This window comes from Rhizobium sp. CF122 (assembly GCF_000282035.1).
Taxonomy (GTDB): Bacteria; Pseudomonadota; Alphaproteobacteria; order Rhizobiales; family Rhizobiaceae; genus Rhizobium.
Map to the genome: position 1 here is coordinate 55,081 of NZ_AKKA01000011.1, position 13,739 is coordinate 68,819.

The 13,739-nt window shown below is 59.6% G+C and carries 8 protein-coding genes; 6 read left to right on the forward strand and 2 right to left on the reverse strand.

The genetic code is table 11. From position 1 onward, the window contains the following. Positions 1 to 94 precede the first annotated feature (94 nt). The 3 genes from PMI09_RS03355 (at position 95) to exoR (ending at position 6,128) form a co-directional block, all read left to right on the forward strand. Positions 95 to 2,938: a valine--tRNA ligase gene (locus PMI09_RS03355; protein WP_007788887.1), complete on the forward strand. Its 2,844-nt coding sequence runs from the start codon at positions 95 to 97 to the stop codon at positions 2,936 to 2,938. A 404-nt stretch (positions 2,939 to 3,342) separates the two neighbouring features. Then, complete coding sequence (locus tag PMI09_RS03360) at positions 3,343 to 4,617, forward strand: OmpP1/FadL family transporter (protein ID WP_007788889.1); 1,275 nt, start codon at positions 3,343 to 3,345, stop codon at positions 4,615 to 4,617. A gap of 707 nt (positions 4,618 to 5,324) precedes the next feature. After that, complete coding sequence (gene exoR, locus PMI09_RS03370) at positions 5,325 to 6,128, forward strand: exopolysaccharide production regulator ExoR (protein WP_007788890.1); 804 nt, start codon at positions 5,325 to 5,327, stop codon at positions 6,126 to 6,128. A gap of 83 nt (positions 6,129 to 6,211) precedes the next feature. On the opposite strand, the gene xth is transcribed toward exoR, so the two are convergent. Further along, a complete protein-coding gene (xth, locus tag PMI09_RS03375; RefSeq protein ID WP_007788892.1) occupies positions 6,212 to 7,003 on the reverse strand; it encodes an exodeoxyribonuclease III in 792 nt (263 codons plus the stop codon). A gap of 121 nt (positions 7,004 to 7,124) precedes the next feature. Continuing rightward, positions 7,125 to 7,457 carry an iron-sulfur cluster insertion protein ErpA gene (erpA, locus tag PMI09_RS03380; RefSeq protein WP_007788894.1) on the reverse strand — a complete coding sequence of 111 codons (333 nt, stop codon included), beginning with the start codon at positions 7,455 to 7,457 and terminating at the stop codon, positions 7,125 to 7,127. Positions 7,458 to 7,670: 213 nt separating this feature from the next. Here erpA and PMI09_RS03385 point away from each other — a divergent pair, with 213 nt between their 5' ends. The 3 genes from PMI09_RS03385 (at position 7,671) to PMI09_RS03395 (ending at position 13,734) form a co-directional block, all read left to right on the forward strand. Then, positions 7,671 to 8,888 carry a deoxyguanosinetriphosphate triphosphohydrolase gene (locus PMI09_RS03385; protein ID WP_007788896.1) on the forward strand — a complete coding sequence of 406 codons (1,218 nt, stop codon included), beginning with the start codon at positions 7,671 to 7,673 and terminating at the stop codon, positions 8,886 to 8,888. A 65-nt stretch (positions 8,889 to 8,953) separates the two neighbouring features. After that, positions 8,954 to 10,711 carry an arginine--tRNA ligase gene (gene argS, locus PMI09_RS03390; RefSeq protein WP_007788898.1) on the forward strand — a complete coding sequence of 586 codons (1,758 nt, stop codon included), beginning with the start codon at positions 8,954 to 8,956 and terminating at the stop codon, positions 10,709 to 10,711. Positions 10,712 to 10,770: 59 nt separating this feature from the next. Then, positions 10,771 to 13,734, forward strand: a complete 2,964-nt coding sequence (locus tag PMI09_RS03395) for an SPOR domain-containing protein (RefSeq protein ID WP_007788900.1) — start codon at positions 10,771 to 10,773, stop codon at positions 13,732 to 13,734. Positions 13,735 to 13,739 lie beyond the last annotated feature (5 nt).

A 13,739-nucleotide genomic window follows, 5' to 3' on the forward strand; every position in this document is an offset into this window, starting at 1 on the left:
CCGCTCCGGTCTCCGGGGCGGCTTTTTTATTGACTTGCCTGAAGCCATCCTATTTACAACCCGCATCTAAGAACCTCCAGATTTTGGTCCCCAAATGCTCGACAAGACCTACGATTCCGCTGCCGTTGAACCGAAAATCGCTGCGAAATGGGATGAGGCGGACGCCTTCCGTGCGGGCGCCAATGCCAAGCCGGGCGCCGAGACCTTCACCATCGTGATCCCGCCGCCGAACGTGACCGGCTCGCTGCACATGGGACACGCGCTGAACAACACGCTGCAGGACATCATGGTCCGCTTCGAGCGCATGCGTGGCAAGGACGTGCTCTGGCAGCCGGGTATGGACCACGCCGGTATCGCCACCCAGATGGTTGTCGAGCGCAAGCTGATGGAACAGCAGTTGCCGGGCCGCCGCGACATGGGGCGCGAAGCCTTCATTGAGAAGGTCTGGGAATGGAAGGCGGAATCGGGCGGCCTCATCTTCAACCAATTGAAGCGTCTCGGCGCGTCCTGCGACTGGTCGCGCGAGCGCTTTACTATGGACGAGGGGCTCTCCGCTGCCGTTCTTGAAGTCTTTGTAACGCTTTACAAGGAAGGCCTGATCTATCGCGACAAGCGCCTTGTCAACTGGGATCCGAAGCTGCTGACGGCGATCTCCGACATCGAGGTCGAGCAGCACGAGGTCAACGGAAACCTCTGGTATTTCCGCTATCCGCTGGAGCCCGGCGTCACCTATCAGCATCCGGTTGCCTTCGACGAAGAAGGTAAGCCGACAGAATGGGAAACGCGCGACTATGTCGTCGTCGCCACCACCCGCCCGGAGACAATGCTCGGGGACACCGGCGTTGCCGTCAATCCGAAGGATGAGCGCTACAAGCCGCTGGTCGGCAAGCATGTGATCCTTCCAATCGTCGGCCGCCGCATTCCAATCGTCGCCGACGACTATCCGGATCCGACGGCCGGCACGGGCGCGGTCAAGATGACGCCGGCGCATGATTTCAACGATTTTGACGTCGGCAAGCGCACCGGCTTGCGTATCGTCAACGTACTCACGGCCGATGCGCGGATCACCCTCAAGGACAACGAGGATTTCCTGGAAGGCATTCCAGATGCCGCAGCGCTGCACGGCGCCTGGGATGAGCTCGAAGGCAAGGATCGATTCGAGGCGCGCAAGATCATCGTCCGTATCTTTGAAGAGGGGGGGCTGCTCGACAAGGTCGAACCGCATAAGCACATGGTTCCGCATGGCGACCGTGGCGGTGTTCCGATTGAGCCGCGCCTGACGGAGCAATGGTACGTTGACGCCAAGACGCTGGCCGCACCGGCGATCGCGTCGGTTCGCGAAGGCCGCACCAAGCTCGTTCCACGCAGCTGGGACAAGACCTATTACGAGTGGATGGAAAACATCCAGCCCTGGTGCGTCTCGCGCCAGCTCTGGTGGGGCCATCAGATTCCGGCCTGGTACGGCCCGGATGGTCAGGTCTTCGTCGAAAAGACCGAAGAGGAAGCTCTGCAAGCGGCGATCCAGCACTATCTCTCGCACGAAGGCCCGATGAAGGCCTACGTCGAAGACCTGCTCGAAAACTTCAAGCCGGGCGAAATCCTGACGCGTGACGAGGATGTTCTCGACACATGGTTTTCGTCCGCGCTCTGGCCGTTCTCGACACTCGGCTGGCCCGACAAGACGCCCGAATTGGAGCGCTACTACCCAACCAACGTTCTCGTCACCGGCTTCGATATCATCTTCTTCTGGGTAGCTCGTATGATGATGATGGGCCTTCACTTCATGAAGGATGAGGACGGCGCTCCGGTCGAGCCCTTCAACACGGTCTATGTTCACGCGCTGGTTCGCGACAAGAACGGCCAGAAGATGTCGAAGTCCAAGGGCAACGTCATCGATCCGCTGGAGCTGATCGACGAATACGGCGCTGATGCTCTGCGCTTCACCCTGGCGATCATGGCAGCGCAGGGACGTGACGTGAAGCTCGATCCGGCCCGCATCGCCGGCTACCGCAACTTCGGCACCAAGCTCTGGAACGCGACGCGCTTTGCCGAGATGAACGGTGCCAAGAGCGATCCACACTTCGTGCCCGAAGCCGCCGAGCTGACGATCAACCGCTGGATTCTGACGGAGCTTGCCCGTACGGAACGTGACGTTACGGAAGCTCTCGAATCCTACCGTTTCAACGATGCGGCAGGCGCGCTGTATCGCTTCGTCTGGAACCAGGTCTGCGACTGGTATCTCGAGCTGCTGAAGCCGGTGTTCAATGGCGCGGACGAGGGCGCCAAGAAGGAAGCGCAGGCTTGCGCCGCCTATATCCTGGAGGAGATCTACAAGCTCCTGCATCCCTTCATGCCGTTCATGACGGAAGAACTGTGGGCGCACACCGCAGGCGAGGGTAGCGAGCGCGACACGCTGGTCTGCCACGCCGAATGGCCGGCGCCGTCTTATGCCGATGATGGTGCGGCCGATGAGATTAATTGGCTGATCGATCTGGTTTCCGGTATCCGCTCCGTTCGCGCCGAAATGAACGTCCCGCCGTCGGCGGTCGCGCCGCTGGTTGTCGTCGACGCCAACAGCCTGACGCGCGAGCGGCTTGTCCGGCATGACGCTGCGATCAAGCGTCTTTCCCGTGTCGACGGCATCTCGCTGGCCAGCGAGGCGCCGAAAGGTGCCGCGCAGATCGTCGTCTCTGGGGCGACTGTCTGCCTTCCGCTTGGCACGCTGATCGATCTTGCCGCGGAGAAAGCACGCCTCGAGAAGGCGATCGCCAAGGCCGATGGTGAGATCGCGCGCATTAACGGCAAGCTCTCGAACGAGAAGTTCGTCGCCAATGCCAATCCTGAAGTGGTCGCCGCTGAGCGTGATCGCTTGGAGGAACTGCAAGGCCAGATCGCTAGCTTGCGGGTTGCACTGTCGCGTGTATCCGAGGCCGTGTGAAATCAACGCTTAGTAGCAGGTAATTTCAAAGGCGCCCGATGTCGAATCGGGCGCCTTTTGCTGAAGGTCGATATGGATCTCCGGATTTGGCATCCGGATTTGCCGATATTTCCGGGATCCCACCTTGATTCCACACGTTTTCTTGCTGCCTCTGGCGAAAAACAGGAGTGTTGTTTCCCTGTTACAGGAGGCAGCTAATGTGGAATGGTCGACCTCAATGCAGTGGGTAATTTTACCATCTATAGAATTTTGTTCTAAATTGCAGAAATATTGACGTGCCCGTCAATTTTTTACGTAAAACATCCGTTAGCCGAGTTTCCAATCACGCCCGAACACAAAGTTGCCATTTATCGGCATCGCCTGCACAGTCGCGCCATTGCAATTGCCTGAGTGGGGGAGACACATTGGCATCTCGTATGACATCGGCCGGCGTTCTGTCGCTTGCCCTATTTTCGACGCTGGCGCAGCCGTCCTTCGCGGGAGGCCTTGATCGCGGCGGCTACAATATCGATCTGCTCTTCGATCAGTCGCGTTTTTCCGCGCAGTCGGCCGTGTTCTACGTCATGCCGCAGCGTGAGTTGAAGAATGTGACGGACACCAATACGTCAGCACTCACGGGCGGCGGAAACCTCAACAGCAGGTCCCACTCGGCGGATGAGACGGAGAATTTCGCGGTCCCGTATGTCGGCTTCAAGGCTGGATACGAAGATGTGGACTGCCTCTTCGACTATTCGGAGCCGTTCGGCGCGCATACGAACCCCGGCATCAACTGGGCTGGCGCCAACAACAACATTGAAACCAAAATAGAGACGCACAACTACGCGACCACGTGCTCTTACAAATTCGACGTCGGCCCCGGCCAACTTCGCTTGATCGGCGGCGCCTTCTATCAGGAGGTGGAAGGCTTCAAGGAGCGGCTGGTCAGCACGATTCCTTCGTTGATCGGTACCGGCACTGGCATCGGTCGTCTGGATCTCGAAGACAACGGTTGGGGATGGCGTACCGGCATCGCATATGAAATTCCAGAGTATGGGATACGTGCCAGCTTAGTCTACAACAGCCGCGTAAAGTATGACAGCTTGAGTGGCACGGTTGATCTGACGCAGGTCCGGGCGCCGGTCGCGCCTCTGAATGCCGCGCCGTTTGGGAGTGTCACGAATGTCTTCGGCGAGGCGGAAGCTCCGGACTCATTGGAGCTAAAGGTTCAGAGCGGTATCGCGCCCGATTGGCTGGCGTTCGGTTCCGTGAAATGGACGAACTGGAGTGTCCTTCAATCTATCCCGCTCTGCCCCGTCTCAACGAAGGGCAGGGCCTGCACGTCGAGCAGCCCGACCAAACTGACGTCCCTTGATTTGCTCTATCAGGATGGCTGGACCGTTACGGGTGGCATCGGTCACAAGTTCAACGAACAGTGGACTGGCGCCGTCAGTCTGACCTGGGATCGCGGCACCAGCCACGGCTATGGCGCACAGACCGATACTTGGACCGTTGGTCTTGGTGCCGCCTACAACCCGACCGACAACATCGAATGGCGCGTTGCCGGTGCTCTCGGCGTCCTGACGAGTGGTTCGTCTGGTGTGCTGGTGGAAGATGGCGTCACATACGGAAATGACGTCTCATACGACTTCGGCAACGATCTCGTGGCTGCCGTCTCGACCAGCATCAAGGTGAAATTCTAAGTTACAAAGATGAGCCTCAGATCAGCCCGGCAAAATTGCCGGGCTTTTCTTTATGTACGGGTCGTTAAGCATGCCATTTCCACGTCTCATTTTGTGACGATTCAGCAACAGTTTTTTACCAGCATTTGCGTAAGATGATCTGACGGCGAAATTGTCCATTTCCCGCCACAAACTAGGCGCAGCGCTGTAGACGGGCGAGGGAATGACAGGCGTAGGGTGTGCGTAAAAGAGTACGATGAGCGAATTCGTAACGGGTACAATTAGGATGGGTGAAGCTTACGGCAAAGTTGCCGCGGCCGGCGCCATTTTCCTTTTCCCGCAGGACGATTCCGCTTCAGAAATTCGCTCTGACGTTGCGCTTTCAAGCCTCTCTTTCTTCTCGTTTTCAAACCGATCGGCATCATCGGAATCAGCGTCCGGTAACGACGACACAGGTTTGGTCACAATTGGTGATTATCTTTATCTCGACGGCGGAAAGGCAGATGTCCTGGCCGCGGGAGTGAGGCAGATGGCATCGCAGGCGAGCCGCGCCGGACAGCGGGCGGAGAGGGTCGATGCGCTTGGAATTGAGGCTCTCGAGGGAGGGCTTAGGCTGGATGCGACGCGGGCAAAGGGGCCTTTGAGCCCACCGCGGGATCGCTCGCCGGGAGGAATGCATCCGCGGATCGAAAGTCCGCACGGGTGGGAAGCGAAAGAAACCGAGTGAAATGCTGACGTCCGAGTTCAGACCTTTCAGATTGATGCTCATGGGGCTTTCCATTGCCTGTTGCGCGGCAATTGCATCGCCTGCGAGCGCATTCGACATCAAGTCGGGCGTCTCGAAAGAGTCCGGTCCCTTCGATCTCTTCAAGTTCGGTTTCAAGGCGTATAAGAACGGTCAGAAAGAAGAAGCGGTCGAAGCGTATAAGTACGCCGCCGAGAAGGGCCATACGGGCTCGCGCTGGGCGCTCGCCAACATGTATGCTGACGGCGATGGCGTCGCGCAGGATGACTTCGAAGCCTTCAAGATCTATAGCGAGATCGCGCAGCAAGGGGTGGAGCCCGGCTCTGAAGACACCGGCTTCTTCGTCAACGCGCTGCTGTCGCTTGCCAACTATTACAAGCGCGGTATTCCCGGCAGCCCTGTTAAGACCGATCTCAACCAGGCGCGTCAGCTTTATTTTCAGGCTGCCTCTACCTTTGGTGTCGCTGAGGCGCAGTTCCAGCTGGCGCAGATGATGCTGGCGGGCGAAGGGGGCAGCACCAGCACGCAGCAGGCAAAGAAGTGGCTCAACCAGGCCCGCAAGAGCGGTCATCCCGGTGCCATGGCCGTGTTCGGCAATATCCTCTTCCAGGAGGGCCAGGCAGCCAACGGGCTCGCACTGATGACCGCCGCGCTTGACCGCTGCAAGCCGAAGGACTGTGGCTGGATGGAGTCCCTGCAGGAGCAGGCCTTCTCCGTCGCGAGCGAAGGCGACCGCCGCTCGGCCGTGGCGCTTTCTCACAAGATTGCAGCTAGCGGCGCCGACTGAGCGCGTCCTTCCCGACAGCGGAGGCGTATTTGGCGATAGCTGGAACGCGGGTGCGCGAAACGTTGAAGGCGATGCGCTTTAACTCAGGCCGCGAAATCGAAATAGGCTACGACAGGCACGTGGTCTGACGGCTTCTCCCAGGCACGAACGTGCTTTTCAATCGCTGATGATGTCATGCGGTCGGAGGCTTCCGGTGAAAGCAGCAGGTGGTCGATGCGGATGCCGTTGTTCTTCTGCCAGGCACCCGCTTGATAATCCCAGAACGAGTAGAGTTGAATGGCATCCGTCGTTGCGCGCACGGCATCTGTCAATCCAAGGCCTTCAAGTCGACGGAAAGCCTGACGCGTCTGCGGCAGGAACAGTGCGTCATTCTCCCAGACCTTTGGATCGAAACAGTCATGCGGCTCCGGGATGACGTTGTAGTCGCCGGCAAGGATCAGGATTTCCTCGTAAGCCAGGCGCTCGGCTGCGAATGTGCGTAACCGTTCCATCCAGGCGAGCTTGTAGGTGTATTTCTCGGTTTCAACAGGATTGCCGTTCGGCAGGTAGAGGCAGCAGACACGCGCGACGCGATTGCCGGGAAGCGAAAACACGGCTTCCAGGAAGCGAGCCTGCTCGTCCAGCGGATCGCCCGGCAGCCCGCGGCTCACTTCATCAGGCTTGGTCTTGGAAAGGATCGCGACGCCATTGAAGCCTTTCTGTCCGTGCGTCTCGACATGATAGCCCATTGCTTCGATTTCGAACCTGGGAAAACCCTCGTCGATCGTCTTGATCTCCTGCAGGCAGACGATATCGGGATTGGAGTCTTTCAGCCATTGCGTCAGGTTGTCGATGCGCGCCTTGACGCCGTTGATGTTCCAGGTCGCGATCTTCATGGGGGTGTCCTGTTCCGCTTCGTCGGTCTCTTGTATCGTGCTCCTTCGAGCGCGGACAAGACTTTAAACCGACCGCAAGAGATTCTTCGGCCGGTTCGGTGTGGATACCCTGAGGGATCGATCAGATAGAGAAGCTGGTGCCGCAGCCGCAGCTTGCAACCGCGTTAGGGTTCTTGATCTGGAAGGACTGTCCGAGCAGGCTATCGACGAAATCGATTTCGGATCCCGCCATATAGACCAAGGAGAGGCTGTCGATCAGCACCTTGGCGTCATTCTTCTCGACGACGGTGTCGTCATCCTGCGCATTATCGGCAAGGTCGAACTTGTAGGAAAAGCCCGAACAGCCGCCGCCTTCCACGGAAACGCGCAGCGCGCTCTTCCCGGGTTCCGTGCCGACGATTGCCGCGATTCGTTTTGCCGCGGCATCGGAAAGGGTTACACTTGCGTCCGTCATTTTTGCTCCTGCCGGGTTCAAGATCCGGAGAGAATACCTGTTAGCCGCTGGTTTCAAGCGGCTGATTTCAAAGCTACTTACGCTCTATACCACGAAAGCGCAGGTTCGGGCAAAATGACTGCGAAAGCATCGCTTTGCCGTTTATGCTCTCTATAGGTATGAAGAGCGCAAGGCGGCGTCAATGGGCGGCTGCATATCAGGTAACGGTGACGAATGACGATCGACAGGCATGCTTTGGGATACGGCAACAGTGACAGGGCGGCGTATGCGGCAGATCCCTGGTCGACACGCGGCAGGCTCTATCCCGAGGACCTCAGCCCCACCCGTTCGGATTTTCAGCGCGACCGCGACCGCATTGTTCACACGACGGCATTTCGCCGATTGAAGCACAAAACGCAGGTCTTCATCGCGCAGGATGGCGATCACTATCGCACCCGGTTGACACACACGATCGAGGTTGCGCAGGTGGCCCGCGCTCTCGCCAGGGCACTGAAGCTTGACGAGGACCTCGCCGAAGGTGTGGCGCTTGTCCATGACTTTGGCCACACGCCCTTCGGCCACACGGGCGAGGATGCGCTGCATGAGGTTCTGCTACCCTACGGCGGCTTCGATCACAACGCCCAGTCGCTGCGCATCGTCACCAAGTTGGAGCGCCGCTACGCCGATTTTGATGGCATCAATCTGACATGGGAAAGTCTGGAAGGGCTCGTCAAGCACAACGGCCCGCTCCTGACCAAGGACGGTGCCGGCACGCGCGGGCCGGTTCCGCAGCCGATCCTGGACTATTGCGAGATCCACGACCTGGAACTGGATACCTATGCAAGCCTGGAAGCGCAGGTTGCCGCGATCGCTGATGATATCGCCTATAACACGCATGACATCGATGACGGGCTTCGCTCCGGCTATCTGACCTTCGACATGCTGGAGGAGATCCCGTTTCTGGCAGGTCTGATGACGGAGGTACGGGAACGCTATCCAAACCTCGAGGCCAGCCGTTTTACCCACGAGATCATGCGCCGCCAGATCACCCGGATGGTCGAGGACGTCATTTCCGTCGCCCAACGGGGACTTGCAGATATCAAGCCGAACAGCGCAACCGATATTCGCCAGGCCAATCGCGTGATCGCGACATTTTCCGACGAGATGTTTGAAACCGACCGGCAGATCAAGGCAATGCTTTTCAAGCGCATCTACCGGCATCCCGAGATCATGCGCATCCGCGCCGGCGCTGCGCAGATCGTGACCGATCTCTTCGGCGCCTATATGGCCAATCCGAAGGAGATGCAAAGCCACTATTGGGTGGATCATATCGCCGGTCTTGCCGAAGCGGCGAGGGCGCGCCATGTCGGCGACTATCTTGCGGGGATGACCGATACCTACGCGATCAGTGCCCACAGGCGATTGTTTGACCGCACTCCGGATTTGCGATAGGCAGCGGTCGCCCGGCCAAGACCGGACAAATGCCTTGTGGCAAAGCCTATGCATGGAAGAGTGCGATGAACCTTTTTACCGATTTTGAAGCCAGGATTAAAACCGCCCTTGAACAGATTGATCTGGTCAGGGAAAAGCGATCCGAGCTGGATTTCGGCCGCATCGCAATCGAGCCGCCACGCGACCCGAGCCACGGTGATGTTGCGACCAACGCAGCGATGGTGCTGGCAAAGCCGCTCGGCACCAATCCGCGCGCTCTGGCGGAGATCATCGCTGAGAAGTTGAAGGAAGACGCCGACGTTGCGGACGTCTCGGTGGCTGGCCCCGGCTTTATCAACATCAAGCTCTCCGTCGGCTACTGGCAGCGTCTGCTTGCCTCGATGATCGAGGCCGGCACAGACTACGGCCGCTCGGCAATTGGTGCCGGCAAGCGCGTCAACGTCGAATATGTGTCGGCGAATCCGACCGGGCCCATGCATGTCGGCCACTGCCGCGGCGCCGTCGTCGGCGACGCGCTGGCCAACCTGCTTTCCTTCGCCGGCTTCGAGGTCGTCAAGGAGTACTACATCAACGATGCCGGCTCGCAGATCGATGTGCTGGCGCGCTCTGTTTTCTTGCGTTACCGCGAAGCTCTCGGCGAGAAGATCGGAGAGATTCCGCCCGGACTTTATCCGGGCGATTACCTCGTGCCCGTCGGCGAGTCACTGGCCCGTGACTACGGCGTCAGGCTGCACAATATGACCGAAGATCAATGGATGCCGATCGTCAAGGATCGTACGATCGACTCAATGATGACGATGATCCGCGAGGATCTGGACGCGTTGAACGTGCATCACGACGTCTTCTTCTCGGAGCGTACACTGCATGCGCACGGCGCTGCCGCTATCCGCACGGCAATCAACGATCTGACATTCAAGGGGCACGTCTACAAGGGCACGCTGCCGCCGCCAAAGGGTCAGTTGCCGGAGGACTGGGAAGACCGCGAGCAGACGCTGTTCCGCTCCACGGAAGTCGGCGACGATATGGACCGGCCGCTGATCAAGTCGGACGGCTCCTATACCTATTTTGCTGCCGACGTTGCCTACTTCAAGAACAAGTTTGACCGTGATTTCAACGAGATGATCTATGTTCTCGGTGCAGACCACGGCGGCTACGTCAAGCGCCTGGAGGCCGTTGCTCGGGGTGTTTCCGAGGGTAAAGCGAAGCTGACCGTCCTTCTTTGCCAGCTTGTCAAGCTGTTCCGCAATGGCGAGCCGGTGAAGATGTCGAAGCGCTCGGGCGACTTCGTGACGCTACGCGAAGTCGTAGAGGAGGTTGGCCGCGATTCGGTCCGTTTCATGATGTTGTATCGCAAGAGTTCGGAACCGCTGGACTTCGATTTCGCCAAAGTGACGGAGCAATCGAAGGACAATCCGGTGTTCTACGTGCAGTATGCGCACGCACGCTGCATGTCTGTTTTCCGGCAGGCGAAGGAAGTGTTTCCGGACCTTGACGTGACGCCTGCCGAGCTTGCGAAAGCGGCGGCGGGGATCTCGGATCCGACGGAATTGCAGCTGGTTGCGAAGGCCGCCGAGTTTCCACGCTTGGTCGAATCCGCGGCGCAGTCACAGGAGCCCCATCGCGTCGTTTTTTACCTCTATGATCTGGCAAGTTCTTTCCATGCGCACTGGAATAAAGGTAAGGATCAAGTAGACTTACGATTTATTAACGATAAGAACCGAGAATCGAGTATAGCCAGATTAGGGCTGGTGTACGCCGTTGCGTCGGTTTTGAAGTCGGGACTTGCCATTGCGGGTACCGCTGCGCCGGATGAGATGCGGTAGCGTCACCATTTACCCACAATGCTCTGGCATAAACCTTGGCAGTTGCGAGTGGGATGAGTATGGCAGACAAACAGCGGGCGTATGACACGCGTAAGAATACGGACCTCTTTGCTGACGACGACCCTTTGGCGGAACTTGCTCGCATCGTTGGCTTTGAGCCGCGGGTAGCAGCGAATACCGTCGAAGACGCCCCCCGACAGGAACCGGCGTTCAATCTCGAAGATGAATTGTTGCGCGAATTCGAGCGTTACGACGAACCTCAGTCCGCTGCGTCTTTCGATCGTCTGCGTGAGCCCGTTTTGGAGCAGCCGGCGGCCTATGAGGCTCCCATCGAAGCCGATACTTTGCCGGCTGCCGAGGCCGAGCCCGAATTTGTCCCCGAATTTGTCGTTGAGCCTGAGGTTGCCAGCGAAACGGTGGCTCGTCAGCCACTGGAAGTGGCTTCCAACCTAACCCCTGTCGCTTGGGCGTCGAATGCCGTTCGAGAGGGCGAACCAGTCGCCGGTGGTGCACGGGATCTGATCGAAGAACTCGAAATGTCGATCGGCGCGACGCCTGCTCCGGTTGCGCCTACCAAGGCGCCACAGTGGTCTGCGGCCAGTATCCGGCTGCCAATCGCCAACTTCCATCCGGCGCGCCGCGATGAGGCCTCATCTGCGCCGATCGTCCCCATCGCTGCGCCTGAGCCGGCCGTTGTTGCGTCGGAGAGTGTTGCTGCTTTCGACGTGCCTGTTGCCGCGGGTTTCCCTGCTGAAATCGATCGCCATGAAGAACCCGAGACGGTTCCCGACGCGTCTGAGATGCGCCAAGAAGCGCCGGTCGTTGAAGCTCTCATCGATCACAGCGCCTTCGACCTGGCTGCTGCCGCGAAGGATGATGGCGCTGTTCAGGCGGATGCCGCCCTGACCGAAGCCGCGCCGACGGAGGTCGACGATATTGCCTTCGATATCGATGAACTCCTCGCCGACGTGTCGCATTACCCCGTTCCCGAGCGCCAGATCATGGCCGCGGCTGATGTCGCAGAGATGCCGCGCTCGCCGGAGCCGGTCCGCGTTGCCGCGCCTGTTGTGGCACCGTTGCCGAAGCCGGTCGAGCCGCCTGTGTCCGCTCCCACGGCCAAAGCCGAACCGGAAGGTGACGATCCTTTCGCCGGTCATGACTTTGAGCTTGATCTTGAAGGTATCGAGCTCGAACTCGCCGATTTTGACTTTGCTGAGCCGGTAAAGGTGCAGCCGCAGGCTGTCGAGTCGCAGCGAGTTCAGGCGCAGCATGTCGAGGCAGTTAGACCGCAGCCAGTCGCCCCAGTGCCCGCTTTCCAGCCGCCGCCGGCCCCAGCTCCGGTCGTTGTCTCGGCCCCGATCAGTCGGATTCCGGAAGAGGTACCGCCCGTCGCCAAGGCGCCTGCTACGCCTGCATTCTCGGCTGATGCCGGAGACGAGCTTCCGTTCGATCCGTCGATGATCTCGGATGCGGAATATCATCCGGAAGCTGTTGAAGAAATGCACGTGCCGGTGCTGCCGCCCGTCGAGCAGCCGGAACCGGTCGTAGCGACCTCCGACTTCGATTTCGATGTCGACGCTGAAATCGCCAACCTTCTCGCACCCGCCAAGCCAGCAGAAACGCCTGCTAAGCCGGCCGTCGAGGAATGGCGGACCCGTGCGCCAATCTCTATCGCGCCGACCGCGGCGCCAGTTGCCAAGCAAGTTCCGTTGCAAAGCCTGGACGAATTCGAGCGCGCCTTGGAAGAAGATTTCCGCCGGAGCGTCAACGAGCCGGTCCAGCGCCGCGAGAACGTTTCCCAGGTGCAGATCCAGTCCGCAAGTGAAGCCGAGGATATGAGCCGCGCTCGCTCGATGAAGCGTATGCTGGCTGCGGCTGCCGCGATCGTCGTGTTTGGCGGCGTCGCCTATGCAGGCTATACGTTCCTGGCCCGTGATGGAGGCCTCGGTATCGCTTCCGGCGAGCCGCGCGTGATCACAGCGGACAAGGACCCGGTTAAGGTCGTGCCTGAAAATCCGGGCGGCAAGACCGTGCCGAACCAGGACAAGGCTGTCTACGACAGCGTCGGCGGTGCTGCCGCCGAAGCGCCGAAGCAGAAGGCGCTGGTATCCAGCGACGAGCAGCCGGTGGACGTCGTGCAGCGCACGTTGACACCAGAAACGCTGCCTGAGGACAATGACAGCGATATCGCGCCACCAATGGCGACACCGGTCGGCGACACCCAGGATCCGCGCCTGCTACCCAGCCAGGATACGGCCGCTGCCGACGAAGGCGACAACGCCAACCAGGCTCCGTCAGTTTCGGCCCGCAAGGTCCGCACCATGATTGTCCGACCGGACGGCACTCTGGTTGCCCGTGACGAACCAGCCCCTGAAGCAGCTTCGACGCTGCCAAAGGCAACGACCGTTCAGACGCAGAAGATCACCGCTGGCTCGAAGCCGGCTGGCGGCACGGCTGCGAATTTCCCGGCATCGAGGCAGGTCGCCACCGCCGACATCCGTTCGACGCCGGTTGAAGAGACCAAGCCGACCGCGGCGCAGGCTCCTTCGGAAAATGCGTTGGCCAAGGCGGCTGCCGCCACTTCGGCCAACGTCGATCCGCCAGTTCGCGCTGTGAAGAGCTCGACGGTGAGCGACACCGCGCCGGCTCCGGCAACACGCCCGGCAGCTACCGATGCGGCGAAGGCACCTGAGGCGCCAACTGCACCGGCAGCACAAAAGCCGAAGGACGTTGCCGCTGTTTCGCCGGCCGCGACGCAGACCCAGCCGACTGCGGCGGCCGGCGGCTACGGCGTCCAGATCGCATCGCTTCCTTCCGAGGAAGAGGCGAAGAAGTCCTACGCGAGCCTTTCGAAGAAGTTTGCAAGCGTGCTTAGCGGCCGCAGCTACGAGATCCGCAAGGCCGAGATTGCAGGCAAGGGCACGTTCTACCGCGTTCGCATCCCTGCGGGCTCCAAGGACGAAGCCGCCGCCATCTGCGAAAAGTACCGTGCAGCAGGCGGCAGCTGCCTTATCTCGAAGTAGGTTTT

Bases quoted from the DNA above. Each gene is read 5' to 3' on its own strand.
- PMI09_RS03355 (WP_007788887.1), top strand. From the start codon at position 95: ATGCTCGACAAGACCTACGATTCCGCTGCCGTTGAACCGAAAATCGCT.
- exoR (WP_007788890.1), top strand. From the start codon at position 5,325: ATGCTGACGTCCGAGTTCAGACCTTTCAGATTGATGCTCATGGGGCTT.
- xth (WP_007788892.1), bottom strand. From the start codon at position 7,003: ATGAAGATCGCGACCTGGAACATCAACGGCGTCAAGGCGCGCATCGAC.
- erpA (WP_007788894.1), bottom strand. From the start codon at position 7,457: ATGACGGACGCAAGTGTAACCCTTTCCGATGCCGCGGCAAAACGAATC.
- PMI09_RS03385 (WP_007788896.1), top strand. From the start codon at position 7,671: ATGACGATCGACAGGCATGCTTTGGGATACGGCAACAGTGACAGGGCG.
- argS (WP_007788898.1), top strand. From the start codon at position 8,954: ATGAACCTTTTTACCGATTTTGAAGCCAGGATTAAAACCGCCCTTGAA.
- PMI09_RS03395 (WP_007788900.1), top strand. From the start codon at position 10,771: ATGGCAGACAAACAGCGGGCGTATGACACGCGTAAGAATACGGACCTC.